The sequence below is a fragment of the Nocardiopsis kunsanensis DSM 44524 genome (assembly GCF_000340965.1).
Lineage (GTDB): Bacteria > Actinomycetota > Actinomycetes > Streptosporangiales > Streptosporangiaceae > Nocardiopsis > Nocardiopsis kunsanensis.
Window position 1 is genome coordinate 269,664 of sequence record NZ_ANAY01000001.1, and the last position, 22,520, is coordinate 292,183.

The window sequence follows — 22,520 nt, forward strand, 5'->3', positions numbered from 1 at the left end:
TTTCCCATCGGTCGTCAGGCGGCGCACTGTCGGCGGTACCAGGCGAGCAACTGGTCCACGGCCGTTACGATCGCTCCGAGCACCGCGGCCCGGTCCGTACCATTCCGGTGAGCGGCGATGACCTCGGGCAGTTCCGGAAGGTCTAGGCGTCCCAACCCAGGCAACAGACGCTGTGCTTCGGACACGACGTCGTCGTTGCCGTTCACCCACACCGACTGCTCCCTGAGCAGGAGTCGGCAGATCAGGACCAGGTGCTTGTACAGAGGACGGATCCCCCCGCGCCCCGGGTCGTGGCGCAACCTGCGAGTGGTGGCGACCGCCTCAGCCAGAGCGGCGGATGTATCGCGCTCGACCTCCCGCCGCGTGATCACCGGGAGCCGCAGAGCAGGTCCGGCCAGAAGAGCAGGAGCACCTTCCTGGAGCATGACCAGAGCCGCGAGCACCCGGCTCGGGAGCCGGCGAACCTGTGCTTCGACGAGAGGAAGGATCGTCGCGCCGAGGTGGATGCCACCGAGTTCCTCGAGTTCCGCCCGGTATTCCTCGACCGTCTGTGCCGCCCTGATTCCATGTTCATCCTCGGCAATGACGAGCAGGTCGATGTCCGACCAACCCTCGTGCCAACCACCGTTGACCGCGCTTCCCGTCAATGCGGCCAGGCACCGTTCCTCGGAGAGGGCAGACAGCAAGTCGACGAGCCGAGACGTCGCCGCCCGCACCGTGAAGGGCAGCCGAAGATCCTCGGGCGAAATGATCTTCAGGCGGGGGCTGATCGCAGGCCTGGCCATGCGCCAGAGATTTCCGCGCAACCGGGCCACACTGCCCGAGTTGTCCACGACCTCGTCGGCGGGGATCCGGTCCGCACCGCGATCAGACTTGACCCGGTCCTTCTCCTCTAGCGCCCGCCTGTCACCTCCCGAGCGCTCCAGGCGGATGTTGAGCGGGACATCGATGTACACGACGCGCAGCCGCTCTCCCGTCATCTCCTTGAGCGCCGTGATCGACTCGGCTCTGTGCACGGACTCGATGGTGATCAGTTCGATGTCGGGATGCGCGTCGGCGAACCGGTTGAGTTCGTCCAGAAGCAACTCCGCCTGCCGTGTCGGCGACAGGGCATATGGGTCGGCGAGTCCATGCCGGGCTGCGGCCTGGGTCAGCAGGTAGCCGATCTTGAACCGGGCGGCCTCCTCGTCTCGGTTCAGGAACATCCCGGACGTACTCTTACCGCATTCGCTCATGCCTCCCAAGGCGATGATCCGTGGCAGGTTGGGGCTCGGAATCGGGCGGGTGTCAGTTCGGAATGTCGTTCCGTAGAGCTTGAACCGCTTTCCACTGGGTAGCCGCCTTCGTCCGGTCGCGACGTCCTCGGCCAGGAGGGTGAGCGACTCCCGCAGGTCGTGGACCTGTTCTTGGACTCCCGCCACCCGGGATCCGGCGTTCGGATCGTCGGCCGCCACCAGCTGGGTGTGATGCAGTCGCAGCATCGTCACCGACAGCCGGTCGATCACCGAGCTGATCGGTTCAGTGTGAAGCGAAGCGGTTGTGGTGACAGGCGGGCACACGGCGCCGATCAGCTCGTCGAGGCGTTCGGCGAAGCGGACGCGGTCCATGTTGAGTTGGTCGATGGCGCGCTTGCCGTCAGCGATCCGTACCGTGTCGACCGGATCGGCTCGTACGGCGTCTTCCTCCAGCCACAGGCGATGGTTCGTGTGGTGGAGGCCGTCGACTGCCTCGTTGACTCGAGCACGTTCCTTGGGCGGGAGCAGGGAGAGCAGCCGGCCGAGAGGGTCACTGAGCGGGAGGGGAGACAAAGTCACGGGGGTCGTCCGTCCTTCGCGAGATGGGGGTCGAGGGGATACCGACGCCGTGCGCGGTGATGGTGCGGCTAATGAGGGCGTGCATCTCATCGATGCTGTGAGAGGGACCGGACACGACCTCGGCGAACACTCCTCGGCGTGCCATACGCAGGAGGACGCGATGCAGGTACTGCTGATATTCGAGGTAGACGCCGGCCCACGGGATCCCCTCCCGCTTCTGGGCGACAGCGACGCTGCGTTCGGTATCGAGCGAGGGCATCAGCAGGACAGGGATCTCCGCCGGCCGGGGCCCCGCATCCCCCGTCAAAGCGAGGATGCGAGACCAGGCGGACTCGATGGATCGCGATTCCTTGACCGCGCATGTCGCAATGGCCGTCGCGAGAAGCATGTACCAACCGCGATCGAGCAGGCCGATTCGCTCAGGAGAGCGTGACCGGGAGCGCGCCTCGTGGCTGGAGAACAGCAGGTACGTCAGTTCCTCCGTTGTGGAAGCCGAAAACCACCAGGTGCCGAACCCTGGACCGGATACCCGAGACCAGGAAGCAGGGTCGTGTCGGTGGACGGGTCCCAGGTCGCAGAAGCCGTCCCAGGACTCGGCCAGAATGCGGACCTGCGTCGACTTGCCGCTGTTGTCCGGACCGTTGAGACTGACGAAATCAGTCACGACATCTCACCCACCTCATCGGGTTTATCCCGCTGCTCCACGAGTGCCAGAAGTCCACGGATGTTCGCTTGGGCCCACTCAGCGAGCTGCGGCGGGAGGAGACGGATCTGCGACAGCGCGTCCCGTGTGGCGGGGACGCTGACCACCTCATAGGTGCCTCGCCCGGGTTCGTCGAATTCCGCACCCGTGCGGGCGGCCAGGTCCATGGAGGTCAGCCGAGCGGCGTAGACGTGTTGGAGTCCTATACCGTCAGGTAGCTCGTCTGTGATGAGAAGGACCTGACGGACGTGGTCGATCCGGCCTCCGAGTTCCTCGAACACTTCGCGGTGCAAGGCGGCCTCGACGTCACGGTCCTCGGGCTCCAGTCCGCCTCCCACGGCGACCCAGTAGGGCTCCTGCCCGGGCTTGACGCGCTTGATGAGGACCAAGCGCCCCTCGTTGTCGAACAGAAGCGCCCGAGCGCTCTGCTTGACGACATTTCCCATGGGTTCTCACCTCGTTCTTCACCCGGTCCCACACGTGGGCTGTCATCGCTCGCAGGTTGCCCCGCCAAGCTCTTCGAATGCTCTCGGACCGAGCTGGGTGCAGCCACCCCATTCACCACCCAATCCTTGGACATCCAGCACGGTGCTGGACATAAACTGGACAGGTGTTGGCCAACCCCTCGAACCTCACCGTGGATTTCATTGCGAACGAGCTCAAAACGCTGCGAAAGGGGGCAGGTCTCGATAATCCACCTGCGGTCACCGTGCTCGGGTCCGAACTACGTTCCCACCTACTCGGTACCCCAGTAGCCCCGGGTGAAGAGATGAGCGCGGACCAGATCATGGGCCTGGTGCAAGAGATTGCCTCCGCGACCAGAATGCTGGGCGACGGGTTGAGGCTCTTCGCTGAAGTGGATCTGAACCTCACCCAGGAGCACAATCACCCGACGTTGACCGGGCGCCAAGAATCCCTCGCCTCACACCTCGGGTATGCGTCGAAGACGATCAGGAGGAAATCGGAGAGGGCCTTCCAAGCCCTGGCGGTACAAGTGCTATCCGGAACCCCTGCCGCCGTCCCGAACCACACCGAGTATCGATGGCCTACCAAGGGGGAAGAGCAGGACGTCCTGGCCAACGACTTCCAGAAATTCTGGAACGCTCACCCTCAGGGCCGACTGGACATCGTCTGCTCAGAGATTCCTGAGGAGGAGAGGCCCTGCTTCGCCTCACCCTCGGATCGGAACTATCTCCGCTACGCGAAGTTCGCCGACCTGGACACCCTCATCCACGTCAAGACGGGTCTCGCCGGGATCTGCCCTGATGCAACCGTCCGCGACTTCGCTCCTTCCGAGTACCACGACACCAACGCGGACACGCTCATCGTCATCGGCGGGCCACCGTGGAACGCCAAGTACCGGGAGTTCCTCCCGCAACTGCCCTTCCACTTCGAACCGCACCCTCTCGGTGAGGACGATCCTCTCGTCATCCCCCAGTTATCGCAGCCGATCATGGGGCCGGTGTGGAGCCCGAAGAAGGACTTGTTGGAGGACCTGGCGATCCTGTCACGGCTCACCCTCACCCAGGGAACTGTCGTGTATCTCTTGGGAGGTTGTCTGACCCTCGGTGTCCTCGGAGCCGCCAAGCTCTTCCTGCACGGTCCGCAAAGTGCACGCAACCTCAGGTACGTAACTGACATGGTCGGGGAGGAGGATTTCGTCCTCGTCTCCGAGACTCGGCGGGTCGGCGGCCTGACCGATACCGTCGATCTGACCGCTGTCGGACCTCTGGTGCTGATGACACGTTCGAACAACTCCCCTTTCGAGTTGCTGGTCGACAACAGCCGACGGTACGAAGGGATCCTCACGAGCTCTTGAGAGGCGACGTGGTAGACCACACCGACATACGCACGTACGTGGTGAACCTGCGTAGGCGAGCCGACCGCCGAAGGCGGATGGAACGGATCCTTCCTGAGCAGTTGCGTGCGTTCTTCACCTCTGACTGGGACGGACCGTTCGACGGCCTCTCACTCACCAAGGAAGACATCGCTGAGTTCGGATACCGACTCTTCCCTTGGAAGATCGCATCGGACAACCCCTGGTGGGATCGACCTCTGAAGTTCGGTGAAGTCGGATGTTCACTCGCCCACCTGGCGTGCTGGGAGGACGCAGAGGCGACGGGGGCGGAGCCGTACGTGCTGGTACTCGAGGACGACGCCGTGATCGGTGAGGACTTCCTCGCCAGGCTTTCAGAAGGGTTGAAGAGACTGGAGACGGCTGAGATCCCCTCCGATCTCATATACCTGGGGCGGGTACCCCTTCGCCCGGACACACCCAGTTCCGTGGACGGATTCGTGTCCCCTGGGTATAGCCATTGCACATACGGCTACCTGCTGACCCGCTCAGGACTCAAGCACGTCCTGGACGCGAGGCTGGGTGACGCCGTCGTGCCGGTCGACGAGTTCCTTCCCGCGCTCTACACGAACCACGAGCGCCTCGACGTCCGCACGCGTTTTCCCCGACGCCTGGACGCGCTCACCTTCGAACCGCCTCTGGTGGCCCAGCTCGCGAAGGACCTGGCGGGCAGCGACACGGAGGAATCACCCTTCGTGGATGAGGAAGCTCCGACCTGGTCAGCTCCCAGGAATTCCTGACCAGTGGCGAATGAGTTCCCGCAGGCGCTTCCCCGGCCAGTCCCGGATCGGGGTGAAGTCGTTGACGCCGATCGCAACGTGTTCCGGGGGGACGTCCTGGGTGATGGTGGCACCGGCCGCGACGTAGCTTCGAGGACCGATGGTTACACCTCCCACGACTTTTGCCCCGTACCCGACCACCGACTGGTCATGGACACGCGGTGATGGTTCGTCCGCGTCCCACCAACCCTCGTGCGGCCGGGTGTACTCGTGCACGAGGTCGCCCATCATGGTGCAATCGTCGCCGATAATCGCCGCGTCGCACACGAAACCGGCGATCCTTCCACGAGCGCCGATCATCACCCGGTCGCAGACGTAGGCCCCGTAGACGAGTCGGCTCTCCGGTCCGATGGAGGTGTCGTAGCCGACCCGGGTCCGGTCCTCGAGCATGCACCCATCGGCGATGGATACGCCCTCGTAGATGACGACCTGGTTCAGTATCAGACACTTCTCCCCGATCCGGACCGGAGAGCCCGGATCAATGGACTCTCCCTGTTGGAAGGCGCGCAGTCGTGCCTCCTTGGGTGTGCCGATTGCGCACTGCTCGCCAACGAGGCAGTCATGGGCTCCCTTGACTGGCCCGTACAGGTTCTGCCGCGTCATGAGAATCGCTGTGCTCGTGTGTTGAACCAGTCCACCGAGACCTGAATCGCCTCGTCCTCACGCTCGGTGGAGTCGAAACCATGGTCGGACCCTCGCACCGTGTGAAAGTCCGTGTCGGGCCGGGAGGAGGCTGCGGCCCTGGCGATGTCGTAGGACACGTAGCTGTCCTTGTCTCCGTGAACCACGAGGGAGGGGACAAGCGATTCCGTGTACACGCCGAGGGGATCGTACAGGCTGAACTCGCGCCACATGATCGGGCTGACGGGGAACTCGCCGTCGATCAACAACTGACCGCCGGCGCCCAACTCCCGCTGTCGGTCAGGACCGAAGTTCTCCACTCCCCAGGGGAGTTCAGGGTTGAGGAAGGTGCGCTCCAGATCGAGTACGGGGTTCCACAGGACGAGGGAGTCGATCCGGTCACCGAGTACAGCAAGCAGGAGCGAAGAGGACACGGCCCCGAAGCTCGCGGCCAGCACGGAGAGCGGTTCGGGCCGAGTGTCCAGAGCGTGCTCGATGACCGACTGGAGGTCGAGCATCTCGCCGGCGACGGTCACGCCTTGGGGTGACCCGCCACTTTTGCCATGGCCACGGTAGGAGAATCGGATGACGTTGAACCCCTTGTCGGACAGGGTCTCCGCCAAGCGGACGAACATGCCGCCCTCGTCCTTGTCGGCGGTGATGCCATGAGTTTGGACGACGGTGCCCTTCGAACGGTCGTCTTCGGAAGGGTGCAGGACCGCGTCGAGCGGGACGCCGTCGGCGCTGACTACGTCGAGGGTGCGCATGCGCTGGACTTCCTGAGCCGGGGGTGAGGGCGGGCGCCTGTTTCAAGGGTTGGCGTAAACGTTCCGCATGGAGCGATGCAAGCTCGGACGAGAATCGGCCCCTGGAGCAAACGGCACCGGAAGGATACCGGCCAACAGGCGCTACGGACAGGAACGCCGATTCTTGTCCTGACCGTAGGTGCCGCGGTCCGAGGCCGTGGTGTTAACCACCGTCGGTCCTGGCGGATCGACACCGTACCTGAAGTAGGCAGGGAGATGCTGGAGCGCGGCGGAGGGACGGAGTCCGGAAGGTTGGAGCTCAGGTCCGTGACCTGTGAATTACTCCCTTGTCGGCATCCGCTTCTAAGCTGGCATCTCGTGTGGTCGACATCTGGGACCGGCACGAACACACCACGAGGGGACACAGTGGCCACGCACGCCAAACTCACCTTGCCGCAGCTGGAGCGGCACCTGTTCTCGGCGGCCGACATCCTGCGCGGACGGATGGACGCCTCCGACTACAAGGAGTACATCTTCGGGATGCTGTTCCTGAAGCGCGCCTCGGACGAGTTCGAGGAGCACCAGGCAGCCGTCGTCCAAGAGCTGAAGGACGACGGATACGGCGAAGAAGAGGCCGAGAGTCTCGCCGAAGAACCTATGTTCTATACCGACGTGTTCTTCGTGCCCCCGGAGGCCCGGTGGGAGAACCTGCGCGATCAGGTGCACACCAACGTCGGCGACCATCTGAACAAGGCCCTACTGGCGCTGGAGGAGTCCAACCAGGACCTCGAGGGCGTGGTCCAGCACATCGACTTCAACGCCACCATCGGCAAGACCCGCTTGTCCGACCGCGCGCTGCGTGACCTGGTCAAGCATTTCAACCGCTACAGCCTGCGCGACTCCGACTTCGAGTTCCCCGACCTGCTCGGCGCGGCCTACGAGTACCTGATCGGCCGGTTCGCCGACTCGGCCGGCAAGCGGGGCGGTGAGTTCTACACCCCGCGTTCGGTGGTGCGGATGATGGTCCAGCTCACCGACCCGCAGGAGAAGGAGAGCGTCTACGACCCCTGCGCCGGCTCGGGCGGGATGCTCATCATGGCCAAGCACCACATGGCCGAGCAAGGACGCGACCCCCGCAATCTGCGCCTGGCCGGGCAGGAGCTCAACGGCACCTCCTGGTCGATCTCCAAGATGAACCTGCTGCTGCACGGCATCCCCGACGCGGCTCTGGAGAACCAGGACACCCTCCTGCAGCCCATGCACCGCACCGAGTCGGGTGGGTTGGAACGGTTCGACGTGGTCCTGTCGAACCCGCCCTTCTCCCAGCCCTTCTACGGGATCGGCGCCGAATTCCCGGGCCGTTACCACTGGGGCCGGGTCAAGGAAGGCGCCAAGAAGGCCGACCTGATGTTCCTCCAGCACATGGTGTCGGTACTCAAGGACGGCGGTCGTGGAGCCACTGTCATGCCGCACGGGGTGCTCTTCCGCGGTGGCGAGGAACGCGAGATCCGTACCGAACTGCTGCGCGACGACTGCGTCGAGGCGGTCATCGGCCTGGGTCCCAACCTGTTCTACGGCACCGGCATCCCCGCGTGTGTGGTCGTCTTCCGGGCCCCGCGCAGCAAGCCGGCCGGGCGTGAGCGCAAGGTGTTGTTCATCAACGCCGACCGGGAGTTCAAGGCCGGTAAAGCACAGAACCACCTACTGCCCGAGCACACCGAGAAGCTCCTCCACGCGTTCGAGAACTTCACCGAGATCCCGGGTTACTCGCGGGTGGTCTCGCACAAGGAGCTGCGGGAGAACGGCTTCAACTTCAACATCCGCCGGTACGTGGACAACGCACCACCACCGGAGCCGCACGACGTGTACGCCCACCTGCACGGGGGCGTGCCCGAGGCCGAAATCGCAGAGCGGGCCGAGACGCTCGCCCGCCTCGGATTCAGCGCCGACCGGGTGCTGGTGCCCCGGCCGGAGGGGGCCGATGGCAACCACGGGCCCTACCGTGACTTCGCCGAGGGGCTGACCCGCGCCGACCTCGCCGGGCGCGTTGCCAACGACACCGGTGTGCACGCCAAGCGCACAGAACTCTTCAAGGCGATGTGGGGCTGGTGGAGCGACCAGGACGAGCTCATCGCGACGCTGCCGGAAACCAAGCAACTCATGTCGGTGCGCCGGGAACTGGTCAACGGCTTCGTGGACGCCCTGGAGCCGGTGGGTTCGCTGGACCGCTTCGAGACCACGGGTGTGGTGGTGCGTTGGTGGGAGACGGTCCAGTACGACCTGCGGACCCTGGCGGAGAACGGGTTCGGCGGTGTCCTGGACGGGTGGATCACCACCATCGAGGACCGGATGGGAGCCGAGCCGGCCGAGCACCCGCTGGTGCCGGAGCTGATCCCGGAGCACCTGGACCAGCTCGCCGAGGCCGAGCAGGAGGCTTCGGAACTGGACGCCCGCGTCAAGGCCGCGACTGCTCAGCCGACCGAAAGCGCCGAGAGCTCCGAAGGTGAGGACGCCGACGGGGACGAGACCGACGACGGGGACGGTGGCGAAGGCGCGGATCCGGGCCCGAACGCGCTGAGCGAGGCCGACCTCAAGGACCTGAAGAAGGAACGTGCCGAGGCCAGGAAGAAGGTCAAAGCCTTGCGGGAGGACCTCGTTCCGGCGCTGAAAATGGCCCGTCAGGCTCTGGGCACAGAAGCCGAACGCCGTCACGTCATGGACCTGGTGGCACGCAAGCTGGGCGAAGAGCTGGAAGACCACACCGCTCAGCAGCGGCGCGAGGTCGTGGCGGCGCTGGAGAATTGGTGGGACAAGTACCAGACGTCGCTGGCCCAGATCGAGGAGCGTCGGGAGCAGGCCGAGCTCAAGCTGAACGGTTTCCTGAAGGAGCTCGGGTATGCATGAGTCGATCCCGACCGGGTGGACATCTGGTGTCTTCGGTGATTTCCTAGAGCACCGCAAGGAAGGTGGGCGTTCTGTTGATGACCTCCTCTCGGTGACGGCCGACCATGGGGTCATCCTTCAGGCTGAATCTGGGCGCCGAAACATCTCCAGCGAAGATAAGAGCTCATATAATCTTGTAAGGCCTGGAGATGTTGTCTATAACACCATGCGCATGTGGCAAGGGGTGTCCGGCGTTTCATCCCACTCGGGAATCGTGAGTCCGGCCTACACTGTCTGCACTCCGAAAGATGGCGTCGACTCACATTTTTTGGCCTACCTCCTGAAGCACCCATCCTACGTGCTCAAATTTCGCCAGATGTCACAAGGCTTAGTGAGTGATACTTGGAACTTGAAGTTTGGCGAGCTCGCCAAACTTCCTCTGTTTATCCCTCCTGTGGTTGAGCAGCGCAAGATCGCCGATGCACTGGATGCGATGGATGATGCAATTTCCTCCATTGAGCTATCCATGGAAAGTCTGAGCGGACTTCGCCTTGCTCAGTCTTCAGAGCAGCTTGGCCGATTCGATCCGACGGAGACTGTCGCTCCTTTCATGGTTGACAGCCCCAAGAATGGAATCTACAAACACCAATCTTTGTATGACCCAGCCGGGACGCCGATTCTTCGCATTGATTCTTTCGGTGGTGGTGATATCTTCAATATCAGAAACCTCCGAAGGGTGAAACTTTCTGAGGCAGAGATAGACGCCTACGGCCTTCGCAGTGGCGATATCGTAATTAACCGGGTGAACTCAATTGAGCACATCGGAAAATCTGCCTTGGTGCAAGACCTTCGTGAAGATACGATCTTTGAGTCAAACATCATGAGGCTTCGTTTTGACAATCGTCGTTTGGATTCGAAGTACATATCTCTTGTTCTTTCCGAGGCTTCCTGCCTTCGCCACTTCCGCTCTCGGGCAAAAAGTGCTATTTCTCAAGCAAGCATTAACAAGAGCGATGTCCTGTCATGCCCAATCCCTGTTCCGTCTTTGGGAGAGCAGCGGCGGATCGTCTCGATCATCGAGGCGCACGACGAGCGGATCGCTGCCGAACGTGCCCGCTTGGAGAAGCTGCGCAAGTTGAAGGCCGGTCTCATGGACGACCTGCTGACTGGGCGAGTGCGGGTCGACCAACTCCAGGACCTCCCGGTCTGAACCCATCCCCAGCTCGCGTACCCATGTGGCCCGGGGAAGCCCTCACCCCGGGCCACAGTTGTTGATCGCCACCTATCGCGCTCCGGCCAGGGCACCGCGCCGGGGCCAGGAACCCCGCGGCTTGGGCCTCGGGGGCAGGCGCAAGGCTCCGGTCCGCCGAGCCTGGACCAAGTGGGAGAAGGTGGTCGCCGCGGGCCTGCTGCTGTGTTCCAGCCGCTCGATCTTCCCCTCCAGCTCGCGAGCGCTGTCACCACTGAGCAGCACCATCTGCCCGGTGTGCGCCGCCCAGTACTGTCCGGTCGCGCCGCCGTGCCACACCGTCCATCCCCGCCGCCGGTACACGTCCCGCAGACGGTTCAGTTCCAGAGCGGTGGATGTTCCCGGGGTCTCCAGGGTCATGGGCGCGCTCATACCTGCCCACCTCCCAGGGTGTTCAGCGCTCGCCGGAGTTCCTCGCCGCAGCCCCGCTCGATCAGTTCGGGCCGGCCGTCGCCACCGTTCTGGGTCCTGGTCGCCACGTAGCTGGGCAATCCCCGCCCGTCGTGCAGCTCGCAGATGAGGAAGTCGGGGAACTCTTCACGCAGGCGCAGAACGGTCGCGCTCGGCCTGAGGTGATAGCCGCCCATGGTGGTCACCACCCCTTCCTCTGGAGCGGAACCACCGACGCCGCAGGCTCAAGGGCGTTCCAAGGCAGCTCGAAGAACATGCCCGGTCCCAGGATCGACCGGTAGCGACCCCAGCGGTCCGCGAGTGCGTTCACCAGCTCCAAGCCGTGTCCGCTCTCGGCCATGGTGTCGGGGGTGACGGTTCGCAGGACCGGACGCCTGCCGTGCGCGTCGCGGACCTCCACACGCAGCCGGCCGTGGAAGAGGTGCGCTCGCACGTAGAAGTCACCAGGAACGACAGCCCGGTCGGGGGCGTACTTGACGTTGTTGCTCGCCAGCTCCGAGAGCAGGAGGAGCGCGGTGTCGGCGGTCTCGCTCGGCACACCCTCCACGCACAGGATGCGGGCGAGCCAGTCGCGCGACTCCTTGACGCTCTCGGGACGGCCGATGAAGCGGGGAGAGCAGCGGCGCAGCGGCAGCCGCCGACGCGGTTCCGGGACGGAAACGGTACGTTTGACCATGAGTCCTCACCTGCTGGTTCAGGTTGTGGGCGAAGGCCCTGGTTCGGTGTTCACGCACCGGCCAGGGCCGCTTCTGTGAGGCCGAGCCACGCACTGGCTTCACTTGGCCACAGTGACACAGCCAACCCTGGAAAATCTTGCTTCGCCATCAGAAGCAGCAATCTGTGGAAACTGGCAGCAGAAGATGACCAAGTGTGGTCAGCTGAAGCCATGGCGAGTGGTGGAAAATCAACATCGAAGGCAGCGTTGGTTCGTTTCGGGAACGAGCTCCAGCGCTTGCGTCGCTCGGCGGACCTGTCCCAACGTGAGTTGGCCAAGGGGACACTGATCTCCCACCAGATGCTCGGCTCGATCGAACGGGCTGAACGAGGACCACGCAGAGCCTTTGCGGAGAAGGCGGATCAAGTACTCGGTGCACGTGGTGCGCTCGTACGCCTCTGGCCGGGAGACCAGGAGGGTTACCCACACGGGTTCAAGGAGTACGTGGAGCTGGAGCAAGAAGCCAGGGTCATCCACGACTTCCAAACTCAGGTGGTTCCTGGCTTCTTCCAGACGCCGGACTACGCGCGGGCAGTACTTGGCGCCAGTTGGCCACCCATAGAAGAGGCAGAGCTCGAGCGCCTGCTCGCCACCCGAGTGGACCGGCAAAAGATGCTGGAGCGGCGGAAACCTCCCCTGATCTGGTCGGTCATCGACGAGAGCGTGCTGCGGAGGCCTGTGGGCACGTTCGAAGCGATGCAAGCGCAGCTCGACCGCCTTGTGGCGCTCGCAGCCAAACCGCACATCCAGCTCCAGACTCTGCCCTTTGCCAAAGGGGTTCACCCTGCTCTGGACGGCGCCTTCACCGCCTTGGACATGGGGAGTGGCGAGCACCTGGCATACGCTGAGATGCCAGGCACCGGACGGGTGACCGCTGCCACCGATGACGTGGAACAATGCACCCTGCGATTCGGGGTGCTCCGTTCACTGGCCCTCTCCCCGGACGAGTCCGTTGACCTCATCTCCCGCTACAAGGAGGCACATCGCCATGGCATCGACCCCGTTTAACTGGCACAAGTCCAGCTACAGCGGCAATCAAGGGGGGCACTGTGTCGAGGTTGCCGAAACCCCCGATCAGGTCCACGTCCGTGACACCCAGAACCGCGCCCTGGGCCACCTCACCTTCTCCAGCTCCGGCTGGGGATCCCTCCTCGCCTCCCTCCGCGAGGAACACGGAGCCGACTGAGGCGTCCCCTCTCCGGCTCTGACCGGTTCCGGCCGTAGGATTTCGGCCTTCGGGAGCGCCGCACACACCGGTTCTGACACTGGTTGCTGACAGAATCAGGACGACACCGACAACTCGTCCGCCCCCTCTGACACCAGTGACGAAAGGTGGCCCATGAGCGCCCCCGAGGGCCGTTCCCCCCACACCCCCGGCAGCCCCGCCGGCCCCGAATGGGAACTGACCGAAAGACCTCTGCTCGACCAGCTCACCGCCATGGGGTGGACCAGGGTCACCGACCCCGAACGCCGCTCTCCCCGCGAGCCCCTCCTGGAGGGCACCCTCCGCAGCGCTCTGCGCCGGATCAACCCCGACGACGACGGCCGCGAGTGGCTCGACGAGGGCCGTCTCTCCCAGGCGGTCAGCGCGCTCACGCGCCCGAAGTCCCGCAGCCTCGTCGAGATCAACGAGGAGCTTACCGCCCTCCTCCTCACCGGCACCCAGGTGGACGGGGTGGAGGGTTGGCGAGGAGGACGCCGCCAGACGGTCCGCTTCATCGACTTCGACGACGTCGGCAACAACGACTTCCACGCCGTCCACCAGTTCCCCCTGGACGGCCCCGGAACCGGCCGTCACGGTCGGATCACCCCCGACGTCGTCCTGTTCGTCAACGGCATCCCCCTAATCGTCATCGAGGCCAAGAGCCCCGACATCGAGGCCCCCATCGCTTCGGCGGTCGACCAACTGCGCCGCTACGCCGGCCAGCGCACCGAGGTCCGCGCTCCCGAGGGCAACGAACGCCTCTTCCACACCAACCAGTACGTCGTGGCCGCCTGCGGCACCAACGCCCGCGCGGCCGGGTTCACCGCCGGGCCAGAACACTTCGCCGAGTGGAAGACCGTCGAACCGGCCACACCCGAGCAGGTCGCCGGAGAGGCCGGTGTCTCCGACCCCGAGGAGCTCAACGGCCAGCACCGGCTGGTCGCCGGAATGCTGCGCCCGGCCCAACTGCTGGACCTGGTACGGCACTTCACCCTGTTCATGAACACCGAGAGCCGCCGGGTCAAGGTGGTGGCCCGTTACCAGCAGTACCGCGCCGTGCAACGGGCCATCGAGCGTATGCTCACCCAGCCCACCCGGCTCCAGGACGGGGAATTCGACCGCCGGGGCGGCATCGTCTGGCACACGCAGGGCTCCGGAAAGAGCTTGACCATGGTCTTCCTGGTGCGGGCGATGCGTTCGCATCCGGAACTGACCGGCTTCAAGGTCGTGGTCGTCACCGACCGCACCCAGCTCCAGGGTCAGCTATCGGCCACCATGGCGCTCACCGGCGAGAGCAGCGACACCATCGACCGGGTGGACGCGTTGGCCCCGACCCTGGCGGTGCCGGGCAAGGGCCTGTACTTCGCCATGATTCACAAGTACCGGGGTGAGGGGGAGCCCTCCGCCGACACCGACCTCGACGACACCGACGAGGCCGACGCCCCGGACGGGGAGACAGAGGAGACCGAAGAGTCCGGGAAAGAGGGCAAGCGCAAGAGGGAGGCCGTCCCCCAGCTCGACGTACTCGACGACTCCGAGAACGTCCTCGTCCTCGTGGACGAGGCGCACCGCTCCCACACCTCCCAGCTGCACGCCAACCTCATGGCGGCCCTGCCCAACGCCGTGCGGATCGGTTTCACCGGAACGCCCATCATCATGGGCGACAAGGAGCGTTTCACCGGCAAGATCTTCGGCCGGTTCATCGACACGTACACCATCAAGCAGTCCGAGGAGGACGGCGCCACGGTGCCGATCCTCTACGAGGGCCGCACCTCCAAGGCGCACGTGCGCGACGGCAACGACCTCGACGAGCTGTTCGACGACATGGTCGACCTCACGCCCGAGCAGCGTGAGGAGCTCAAGAAGCGCTACGCCACCAAGAACAGCGTGCTCGAGGCCGAGGAGATGATCGCCGCCAAGGCCGCGAGCATGCTCCGCCACTACGTCGACGTCATCCTGCCCAACGGGTTCAAGGCCCAGGTCGTGGCCGTCTCCCGCAAGGCCGCAGTGCGTTACCGGGCGGCCCTGGTGCAGGCCCGCGACGCTCTCGTCGCCGAGATCGACGCGCTCCCCGAGAGGCTGCGCAGCGCTTCGGCGATCGAAGCTGCACAGGACGGTGTGGTCGACGGTGGCCGGGACGAGCACACCGCCCGTCTCGTGCGCGCCCTGTCCCACCGCGACCTCATCGCCCGCCTGGACGCCGCCACGGTCATCTCGGGTACCCACAACGACAGCGCCGACTGGCGCGAATGGACCAACCCCACGCGGCACGGCCACCACATCGCCGCGTTCAAGAAGGCCCTGCCCACCGCCGGAAACACCGACCCCGAGCAGACCGACCCGCTGGCCTTCGTCGTGGTCAACTCCATGCTGCTCACCGGCTTCGACGCCCCGAACGAGCAGATCCTCTACCTGGACCGGCATCTGAAGGAGGCCGAGCTCCTCCAAGCGATCGCCCGCGTCAACCGCACCGCCGGCGGCAAGGGCGTGGGTTACGTCATCGACTACTACGGGGTCGCCGAGCATCTCAAGACCGCCCTGGACGCCTACGCCGCCGAAGACGTCGAAGGTGCGCTCAGCAGCGTCCGCGACGAGGTGCCGCTACTGCGCGAACGCCACGAGAGGGTGCGGCGGGTCTTCACCATCCGCGGCCTGGACCGATTCGACACCGAGCAGGCCCGGGAGCACTGTGTCCAGGTGCTCGCCGACGAGCGGGTGCGCCACGAGTTCCGCAGCGCCTTGAAGGCCTTCACCCGCAGCCTGGAGACTGTACTGCCCCGCCCCGAGGCGCGCGAGTTCGTCCCCAACGCCAAGGCTTTCGGCGCCATCGCCGAGGTGGCCCGGGCCCGCTACCGGGAAGGGGAGGGTTTCGACCCGGCCCTGTACGGGGGCAAGGTGCGTGCTCTCATCGACCAGCACGTGCGGGTCCACGACATCCGTACCAAGATCCCGCCCACAGCCATCACCGCGGTCGACTTCGCGGCCAAGGTCGACGCGCTGCCCAACGACCGGGCCAAGGCCTCGGAGATGGAGCACGCCGCCCGCCACCACATCAGCGAGAATCTGGACCTGGACCCGGACCACTACACCACGCTGTCCGAGCGCTTGGACGAGATCATCGCCGGCTTCGACGGCGACTGGGCCGAGCAGGCGCGACGCATGAGGGAGTTCGTCGACCGGATGGCCCAGGGGCGCCAGGCCGAGGACGAGGACCGTGGCATGGATCGAGAGACCGAGGCGCCCTACTTCGGTGTGCTCGTACGCGCGGTCACGGATGAGGACGGGGCCGACCTGGAAGAGGACCTGCGTGAGCTCCTGGAAGGGTTCGTCCGTGAGATCACCGACGTGATGGCCGAGGAGATCGGGCTCGTCGGTTACAACCCTTCGCGGGGCGACCGGCTGCGCAAGACCGTGGCCGCGCGACTCTTCAGGCTCCGTCTGGGCGGGGTCGCCCTGTTCGACCCGCCGCGCTCGCAGGAAGTGGCCAAGGACCTGGTGGCTCTGGCCGAGAAACGTATGCAGAGTTGACGCTGCCGGCCGTCCCCGGTGGTCAGCCCAGCCACACCTGCCCGCCGAGGGCGGCCAACCGCTCACGTCGGCGCTCGACGTCGGGAAGTACGGACCTCACCCGCTCCCAGAACGCGGGCGAATGGTCCCGGACCACTATGTGGGCGAGTTCGTGCACCAGGACGTAGTCCACGACCGTGGGCGGCAGCTGCATGATGGCCCAGTGCAGGTTGAGCCGTCCGCCCTTGCCGGCCGAACCCCAGCGGTGCCCCAGGTCGAGCACACGGACCTGTGCGGGGTGCAGGCCCATGCCTTCCCGCCACGGCCTCAGGCGCTCGGGAAGCCACGCCCGGGCCCGCTCCCGGTACCAGGCCACCATGGCAGCGGCGGCGTCCCGGCCGCGGGCCACCGACGGGTGCATCCGGATGCGTCCGCCGTTGAAGTGCACGCCCTCGACCTCGTCGGTGATCTTCAGCCGGTACCGGCGGCCCAGGTAGTCGAACCCCTCACCCGAGACGAACTCACGCGGGGGTTGGCGGGAGAGCAGCACGTCCTTGTCGGCAAGCTTGTCGCGCACCCAGTTCTTCTTGGCGGCCACCCAACGCTCGACGCGTCCCCAGGAGATGCCGTGCGGTACGTGCAACAGCAAGGCCCCGTCCCGGTCGACAGTGATCCCCACAGTTGTACGCCGAGAGGACGGGCGCACTGAGAACACCAGCTCGTCCAGGACGAGCTGGTCGGGGACGTGGGACACCGGGGACGCGGGCATGGTTACCAGGTTAGGTCCCCTCCACCCGGACCCGTGAGTCACCGCCCGGGGAACGGTCGGTGCCGTTCCTCCGGGCGAGAGTCACCACACCGCGCGCCGGTGACTCCCGCCCGGGGCTCCTCCCAGGGGCGGCTCGCGATCCGGCCGGCCCTGCTCAGACCTCCAGTCCCGCCTCGATGGACTTGAGGCGGTGGCGGGCCAGGGCGAGGTTGCCGCGGTTGCGGTCCAGCGCCAGGTAGAGGAAGAGCCCTTGGCCCTTGCGGCTGGTGAGGGGCTTGATGACGTGGTACTGGCCCGAGAGAGTGATGAGGATGTCCTCGATCGCGTCGTTGAGGCCCAGCTGGTCCATGGTGCGCATCTTGGCGCGCACGACCTCGGTGTTGCCCGCGGCCGCCACCTCCAGGTCGAGGGTATTGGTGGAGCTGAGGGTGCCCAGGGCCATGCCGCTGCTGTAGTCGACCACGGCGGCGCCGATGGCCCCCTCGATCTCCATCATTTCCTTGAGGCCGGTCTCGATGTTGGCCATGTCGTCTCTCCTCCGAATGGGATGTGCGGTGGTGTTGCTCCGGCGTTGCATCCAACGGCGCAGTCCGAGGAGCAACCGGGGCCGATGGGGCTGAGCGCTCAAGCGGTGGCCCTCTCTGCCTTCGGCTCCGGGGCGGCGAGTGTGCGCAGCGCGGCCAGGACCCGTTCCAGGACGCCGCGGTCCACCCCGCCGGCGACTCGGGGCCGGTGCTGGAGTGTTTCGTCGTTCTCGTCCCGCCGGGGCAGATCGGGTTCTCGGGGCGGGGACGGCTGGGCGGTGCGGGCGAGTCCGCGCAGCCGGCGCAGGGCCAGGGCGAGGTTGCCGCGCCGGCGGTCCATACGTACGCGCAGGCACAGGTCTGATCGGTGCAGCGGCGCGAACAGCAGGTGGTGGTCGTGGTCGGTGACGACGAGGTCCTCGACGGTGCCGACGTGGCGCAGCGGCCCTTCGGTGACGGCGGTGAGGAGTTCCACGGCGTCGGCGGTGCGGTCGGCCTCCCCGACGGTGGTCAGGGTGTGCCCCGTGCTCTGCTCGACGAGGCAGACACTGCGCACCCCCGGTGTCCGGAGCAGCTCCCGCATCTCCTGGTCGATGGCGAGCACAGCGGTCCTTCGTGAACTGGGGCCGTACCGGTGCACGGCCCGTGGTCTCGTTTTCCGGTCCTTTCATGGACAAGAACGAGACTAGGAGGGAAAGCGGGCGACCGCAGGATTTTCCAGAACAATTCTCCGTATGTCCAGCTCAAGCCGGACAAAGAAAAAATTCGACCGACAGAAACCCCCTGCAACGTGTCCTTATATACACAGAAAGGGCGATCACCCGCCTGTCACGAATGATCGCCCACGAGCTGTCTTCAAGGGGTGTTCGGTGGGCTCTGCTGCGGAACGCCCGTTTCGGGACCGGGTCGGTTCTCCGGCAGATCGCCCAGCCATTCCACACGGGAACGCTTGAGGCTGTAGTGGGCCGGTTCGATCCGCAGCTCACCGCTGTGCACACGCTCGCGCAGCCCGGGTTCGTGCCGGAGCTGGTCGGCCACGTACACGGTGTTGGCCCGCACGCACGCGTCGAGGAAATCACCGGGCTCGTCGTCGGGCACGCCCTCGATCGCGTCGAGGATCCCCTCCACGAGGAAGCCGGTGTGCCCCTCGGGGACACGTCCGCTGCGGCGTGCGTCCACGGCCTCGCCCACGGCGGCGCAGTGGGAGTGGCCCAGCACCACGAGCAGCGGGGTGGCCAGTTCGCGTGCCCCGTGCACGAGGCTGCCCGCCACCGAGGAGTCCGGGACCTGACCGGAGGCGCGCACGGTGTAGAGGTCGCCCAGACCCCGGTCGAAGAGCATCTCCGGCGGCACGCGCGAGTCGGCGCACCCCAGGACCGTGGCCATGGGGTTCTCCGATTCGGCCTCCCACAGCGCGCGGCGCCGCCCGGAACCCTGGTTCGGCCGGCTGGGCGCGAACGTGCGCCATCGGGTGTTGCCCTCGTCCAACAGGACCCGGACGCGGTCGGCCGTGTGTCCCGTGGTGAGCGCCGCCCGCTCGGGTGCGGCCCTCTGAGCGATCGCCATACTGCCTCCGTTGAACTCGGGCACCGGCGGCCGGCGTCCGCACCACCGACGATGTGCCCGAAGTTACGCCCGGCCACGGCTGTGGACAATCCAGAGCGGGCAATACTTGGACCAAACTTGTCTTGCGTTGCCCGAGGTCGCGGGGTGATAGGTTCCCGACCGACCGTTCGTTCGGTTCATGGGCGGGCCGGCCCCGAACGCGGGGTGCGCTGGTGGCCGGGATCGGAGCATCCGGCACCACTCTCACGAAGGAGAGGTAGATTCGATGCCCGTGGCTCGTACATCTACTCCCGAAACCCGACCCGGAAAGCGCCGGTCAGGACGCCCTGGGCACGACGCCGACTCCGTCCTGCGCGTCGCGGCCCGCGTGTTCAACGAACGCGGCTACGACGGCACGAGCATGGAGGATCTGGCCCGTGCCCTCGGTGTGACCAAGTCGGCCATCTACCACCATGTCTCCGGCAAGACCGAGCTGCTGAGCCAGTCCTTGGACCTGGCCCTGGACGCACTGTTCGCCGTCACCCGTGAGGAGTCCGCCACTCGGGGGAGCGCCGCGCAGCGCCTGGACCACGTCCTGCGAGGGAGCGTGCGCGTCCTGGTGGAGGAGTTGCCACACGTGACCCTGCTGCTGCGGGTACGGGGAAACACCGCGGTGGAGAAGCGTGCCCTGGAGCGCCGACGGGAGTTCGACCACCACGTCGCCGACCTCGTCCGCGAAGGCATCGTGGACGGTGACATCCGCAGCGACATCGACCCCGCGGTCGCTTCCAGGCTGTTGTTCGGCATGGTCAACTCGCTCGTCGAGTGGTACAAGCCGGACCGGGGGCTCGCGGCCGAGGAGGTCGCCGACTCCCTCAGCACGATCGCCTTCAAGGGCATGCGCGCCTGAGCACCGTCGCCCACCCGGGCGGTGCACACGGGGCGGAGGAACACGCGTTCCTCCGCCCCTTCCTTTTGGCCGGTTCCTGACAGGCGCGCTTTTTCGGCCACCGAGTCTCTGGCCACATGAGGATCGAAGAACGTCCCTAACCTGACATTACGGACAAAAACATCTATCATTTATGTTCGTATGTGGATGTGAAACCTGTTATCGGATGTGAATAACGTGCTTGACCTCCTCGTCCAGGAGTGGCCCGTACCCGGCCTCGCCTACCTCGTGTCGGTGATCGGCGCCTACCTGGGCCTGTCCTTCGCTGCCCGGGCCCGTGATGCGACAGGCTTCTTCCGCTGGCAATGGCTGGGGCTGGCCGCATTCACCCTGGGCGGCGTGGCCGTGTGGTCGATGCACTTCATCGCCATGATGGGCTTCTCGGCCCCCGGCACCGCGATCCGCTACGACACCTTCCTGACCGTCGTCAGCGGAATCACCGCGATCGTGGTCATGGGGACGGCCCTCTACCTCACCCTCTTCGACCAGAGCATGGCCAGGCTGTTGTTGAGCGGGCCGGTCGCCGGCCTGGGCGTGGTGAGCATGCACTACATGGGCATGGCCTCCATGAACATCCACGGCGAGATGCACCACGACCTCTTCTGGATCGCCACCGCCGCCGTCATCGCGATCATGGCCTCCACCACGGCGCTGTGGTTCGCCTCCCGGCTCCGGGGACAGATCGCCATCATCTCGGCCTCGCTCCTCATGGGGGTCGCCGTCAGCCTCATGCACTACGCCGGCATGGTCGGCGTACACGTGGAAGCGACCGATTCCGAGCTCCAGGGCGCCCCCGAGGGTGCGGCCGCCTTCGACCTGATGCTGCCGCTCATCGTGGGCCTGTTCGTCTTCGTGCTCATCTGCAGCCTGTTCCTGCTACTCGGCGCCGACGACGACCGCACGCCTCGGGCGACCGAGCAGCCCACCCGACCCACCACCCCCAACCACCCGTTGCCGAGCAGCGCCTGGGACCGGCCCATGCACCGGGACGACTGGCCCGAGGCCTCCGGCGGCTCCAAGAAACCGCACCGGTGACCCCAGCACCACCGAAGAGCACACGGGGCGGAAGGAAAACAAGTCCCTTCCGCCTTTTTCATGTCCGATATCGGGCCATTGTTGTGGCCATTATTCAGTTCAACAGAGGATGGTAGGACGACTGGCCACATCAGGCCATAAATATTCATGACCACCCCCTGGATATCGGGGCGAAATATTCCCTAGCATTCAGGTCCGGAACTGATGTGGATTTTGTCGCCGGATGTGAATACTGTGTTCGACCTCTACGACCAGGGGTGGATCATCCCCGCCCTCGCCTGTCTCGTGTCGGTGATCGGCTCCTACCTGGGCCTGTCCTTCGCTGCCCGAGCCCGCGCCACGAAGGGCCTCTTCCGTTGGCAATGGCTGGGGCTGGCCGCATTCACCCTGGGCGGCGTGGCCGTGTGGTCGATGCACTTCATCGCCATGATGGGCTTCTCGGCCCCCGGCCCCGCGATCCGCTACGACACCTTCCTGACCGTCGTCAGCGGAATCACCGCGATCGTGGTCATGGGTGTGGCGCTCTCCCTCACCCTGTTCGAGAACAGTGTGGGCCGGCTGCTGCTGAGCGGGACCATCGCGGGGCTGGGTGTGGCGACCATGCACTACACCGGCATGGCCTCCATGAACACCCACGGCGAGATGCACCACGACCTCTTCTGGGTCACCACCGCGACCCTCATCGCGCTCGTGGCAGCCACGGTGGCGCTGTGGTGCGCCTCCAGGCTCGACGGGCAACCCGCCATCGTCCTCGCCGCCGTCGTCATGGGCGCGGCGGTCACCCTCATGCACTACGCCGGCATGGCCGGCGTGGAGGTGGCAGAGCCGGAGAACACACCACACGGCAACCCCGAGGGCGCCGCAGCGTTCGACCTGATGCTGCCGCTCATCGTGGGCCTGTTCGTCTTCGTGCTCATCTGCAGCCTGTTCCTGCTGCTGAGCGCCGACGACGACCCTCCCCCGCCCTCGGAGCGGCCCGCCCAGCACGACTCGGACCGGCCGACGCCCTCGGACGGGGACGCCTTCCGGCCCCGGCACCACCGCGACGGCACACGCACCGAGGACCTCTGGCCCCCACAGCAGGGCCCGCGCCGCTGACCGCCCCTTCCCGGGAACAGCCGCCCTGGGAACGACCTCGGAAAGGCCCTCAGAAGGCGAACACGCGGCGGGCGTTCTCCGCCACCGCAGCGGCAGCGGCAGCCAAAGCCACA

General features: G+C 65.7%; 22 protein-coding genes and 1 pseudogene. 11 read left to right on the forward strand and 12 right to left on the reverse strand.

Translation table 11 applies throughout. From position 1 onward, the window contains the following. Positions 1 to 14 precede the first annotated feature (14 nt). The 3 genes from D456_RS0101260 to D456_RS0101270 are packed head-to-tail and all read right to left on the reverse strand — an operon-like array spanning position 15 to position 2,963. Positions 15 to 1,814: a DUF4254 domain-containing protein gene (locus D456_RS0101260; protein WP_026115470.1), complete on the reverse strand. Its 1,800-nt coding sequence runs from the start codon at positions 1,812 to 1,814 to the stop codon at positions 15 to 17. Beyond that, the gene (locus D456_RS23445; RefSeq protein WP_017574332.1) at positions 1,786 to 2,478 is read right to left on the reverse strand and encodes a hypothetical protein; all 693 of its coding nucleotides are present in this window, start codon (positions 2,476 to 2,478) and stop codon (positions 1,786 to 1,788) included. The genes D456_RS0101260 and D456_RS23445 overlap by 29 nt, the downstream gene beginning before the upstream one ends. Further along, positions 2,475 to 2,963: an NUDIX hydrolase gene (locus tag D456_RS0101270; RefSeq protein WP_017574333.1), complete on the reverse strand. Its 489-nt coding sequence runs from the start codon at positions 2,961 to 2,963 to the stop codon at positions 2,475 to 2,477. The genes D456_RS23445 and D456_RS0101270 overlap by 4 nt, the downstream gene beginning before the upstream one ends. Before the next feature lie 164 nt (positions 2,964 to 3,127). On the opposite strand from D456_RS0101270, the gene D456_RS0101275 reads away from it, so the two are divergent. Both D456_RS0101275 and D456_RS0101280 read left to right on the forward strand, forming a co-directional pair. Then, positions 3,128 to 4,336 (forward strand): hypothetical protein, encoded by a 1,209-nt coding sequence (locus D456_RS0101275; RefSeq protein WP_239643747.1) that lies wholly within the window; start codon positions 3,128 to 3,130, stop codon positions 4,334 to 4,336. Next, positions 4,333 to 5,112 carry a glycosyltransferase family 25 protein gene (locus tag D456_RS0101280; RefSeq protein WP_026115471.1) on the forward strand — a complete coding sequence of 260 codons (780 nt, stop codon included), beginning with the start codon at positions 4,333 to 4,335 and terminating at the stop codon, positions 5,110 to 5,112. The genes D456_RS0101275 and D456_RS0101280 overlap by 4 nt, the downstream gene beginning before the upstream one ends. Here D456_RS0101280 and D456_RS0101285 read toward each other — a convergent pair. Together D456_RS0101285 and D456_RS0101290 are read right to left on the reverse strand one after the other, a co-directional pair. Next, positions 5,092 to 5,754: a DapH/DapD/GlmU-related protein gene (locus tag D456_RS0101285; protein ID WP_017574336.1), complete on the reverse strand. Its 663-nt coding sequence runs from the start codon at positions 5,752 to 5,754 to the stop codon at positions 5,092 to 5,094. The two genes, D456_RS0101280 and D456_RS0101285, sit on opposite strands and share 21 nt — an antisense overlap. After that, positions 5,751 to 6,539 (reverse strand): alpha/beta hydrolase, encoded by a 789-nt coding sequence (locus tag D456_RS0101290; protein WP_017574337.1) that lies wholly within the window; start codon positions 6,537 to 6,539, stop codon positions 5,751 to 5,753. Before D456_RS0101290 ends, D456_RS0101285 begins: the two co-directional genes overlap by 4 nt. A gap of 405 nt (positions 6,540 to 6,944) precedes the next feature. On the opposite strand from D456_RS0101290, the gene D456_RS0101295 reads away from it, so the two are divergent. Both D456_RS0101295 and D456_RS25325 read left to right on the forward strand, forming a co-directional pair. Beyond that, the gene (locus D456_RS0101295; protein WP_017574338.1) at positions 6,945 to 9,422 is read left to right on the forward strand and encodes a type I restriction-modification system subunit M; all 2,478 of its coding nucleotides are present in this window, start codon (positions 6,945 to 6,947) and stop codon (positions 9,420 to 9,422) included. Then, entirely contained in the window at positions 9,415 to 10,611 is a 1,197-nt protein-coding gene (locus tag D456_RS25325; RefSeq protein ID WP_083904471.1) for a restriction endonuclease subunit S, read from the forward strand. Before D456_RS0101295 ends, D456_RS25325 begins: the two co-directional genes overlap by 8 nt. Before the next feature lie 72 nt (positions 10,612 to 10,683). On the opposite strand, the gene D456_RS0101305 is transcribed toward D456_RS25325, so the two are convergent. From D456_RS0101305 to D456_RS0101315, 3 genes are read right to left on the reverse strand one after another with little or no spacing between them, the layout of a single operon-like run. Continuing rightward, positions 10,684 to 11,022 (reverse strand): hypothetical protein, encoded by a 339-nt coding sequence (locus D456_RS0101305; RefSeq protein WP_040698429.1) that lies wholly within the window; start codon positions 11,020 to 11,022, stop codon positions 10,684 to 10,686. Beyond that, the gene (locus D456_RS0101310) at positions 11,019 to 11,246 is read right to left on the reverse strand and encodes a hypothetical protein (RefSeq protein ID WP_017574341.1); all 228 of its coding nucleotides are present in this window, start codon (positions 11,244 to 11,246) and stop codon (positions 11,019 to 11,021) included. Before D456_RS0101310 ends, D456_RS0101305 begins: the two co-directional genes overlap by 4 nt. Continuing rightward, on the reverse strand, positions 11,243 to 11,737 hold the full coding sequence (locus tag D456_RS0101315) for an ATP-binding protein (RefSeq protein ID WP_017574342.1): 495 nt from the start codon (positions 11,735 to 11,737) through the stop codon (positions 11,243 to 11,245). Before D456_RS0101315 ends, D456_RS0101310 begins: the two co-directional genes overlap by 4 nt. Positions 11,738 to 11,947: 210 nt before the next feature. Here D456_RS0101315 and D456_RS27345 point away from each other — a divergent pair. The 4 genes and pseudogenes from D456_RS27345 to D456_RS23450 all read left to right on the forward strand — a co-directional run. After that, positions 11,948 to 12,163, forward strand: a pseudogene (locus tag D456_RS27345) (helix-turn-helix transcriptional regulator); the annotation flags it as partial. Between the two features lie 57 nt (positions 12,164 to 12,220). Further along, complete coding sequence (locus D456_RS0101320) at positions 12,221 to 12,784, forward strand: DUF5753 domain-containing protein (protein WP_017574343.1); 564 nt, start codon at positions 12,221 to 12,223, stop codon at positions 12,782 to 12,784. Continuing rightward, positions 12,765 to 12,962, forward strand: a complete 198-nt coding sequence (locus D456_RS0101325; RefSeq protein WP_017574344.1) for a DUF397 domain-containing protein — start codon at positions 12,765 to 12,767, stop codon at positions 12,960 to 12,962. Before D456_RS0101320 ends, D456_RS0101325 begins: the two co-directional genes overlap by 20 nt. 153 nt (positions 12,963 to 13,115) lie before the next feature. Next, positions 13,116 to 16,508, forward strand: coding sequence for a type I restriction endonuclease subunit R (locus D456_RS23450; RefSeq protein ID WP_017574345.1), 3,393 nt, complete (start codon positions 13,116 to 13,118; stop codon positions 16,506 to 16,508). A 22-nt stretch (positions 16,509 to 16,530) separates the two neighbouring features. Here the strand turns inward: D456_RS23450 and D456_RS0101335 are convergent, their stop codons facing one another. From D456_RS0101335 to D456_RS0101350, 4 genes are all read right to left on the reverse strand, one after another. Further along, positions 16,531 to 17,256 (reverse strand): M48 family metallopeptidase, encoded by a 726-nt coding sequence (locus D456_RS0101335; RefSeq protein ID WP_017574346.1) that lies wholly within the window; start codon positions 17,254 to 17,256, stop codon positions 16,531 to 16,533. Positions 17,257 to 17,410: 154 nt separating this feature from the next. Further along, on the reverse strand, positions 17,411 to 17,782 hold the full coding sequence (locus D456_RS0101340; RefSeq protein WP_017574347.1) for a hypothetical protein: 372 nt from the start codon (positions 17,780 to 17,782) through the stop codon (positions 17,411 to 17,413). Between the two features lie 98 nt (positions 17,783 to 17,880). After that, complete coding sequence (locus D456_RS0101345; protein WP_017574348.1) at positions 17,881 to 18,384, reverse strand: hypothetical protein; 504 nt, start codon at positions 18,382 to 18,384, stop codon at positions 17,881 to 17,883. Positions 18,385 to 18,635: 251 nt separating this feature from the next. Then, positions 18,636 to 19,346: a carbonic anhydrase gene (locus tag D456_RS0101350; RefSeq protein WP_017574349.1), complete on the reverse strand. Its 711-nt coding sequence runs from the start codon at positions 19,344 to 19,346 to the stop codon at positions 18,636 to 18,638. A gap of 265 nt (positions 19,347 to 19,611) precedes the next feature. On the opposite strand from D456_RS0101350, the gene D456_RS0101355 reads away from it, so the two are divergent. From D456_RS0101355 to D456_RS0101365, 3 genes are all read left to right on the forward strand, one after another. After that, complete coding sequence (locus D456_RS0101355; protein WP_160166709.1) at positions 19,612 to 20,235, forward strand: TetR/AcrR family transcriptional regulator; 624 nt, start codon at positions 19,612 to 19,614, stop codon at positions 20,233 to 20,235. 216 nt (positions 20,236 to 20,451) lie between these two features. After that, positions 20,452 to 21,309, forward strand: a complete 858-nt coding sequence (locus D456_RS0101360; protein WP_017574351.1) for an MHYT domain-containing protein — start codon at positions 20,452 to 20,454, stop codon at positions 21,307 to 21,309. Between the two features lie 234 nt (positions 21,310 to 21,543). Continuing rightward, positions 21,544 to 22,407: an MHYT domain-containing protein gene (locus tag D456_RS0101365; protein ID WP_017574352.1), complete on the forward strand. Its 864-nt coding sequence runs from the start codon at positions 21,544 to 21,546 to the stop codon at positions 22,405 to 22,407. The last annotated feature ends 113 nt before the right edge of the window (positions 22,408 to 22,520 follow it).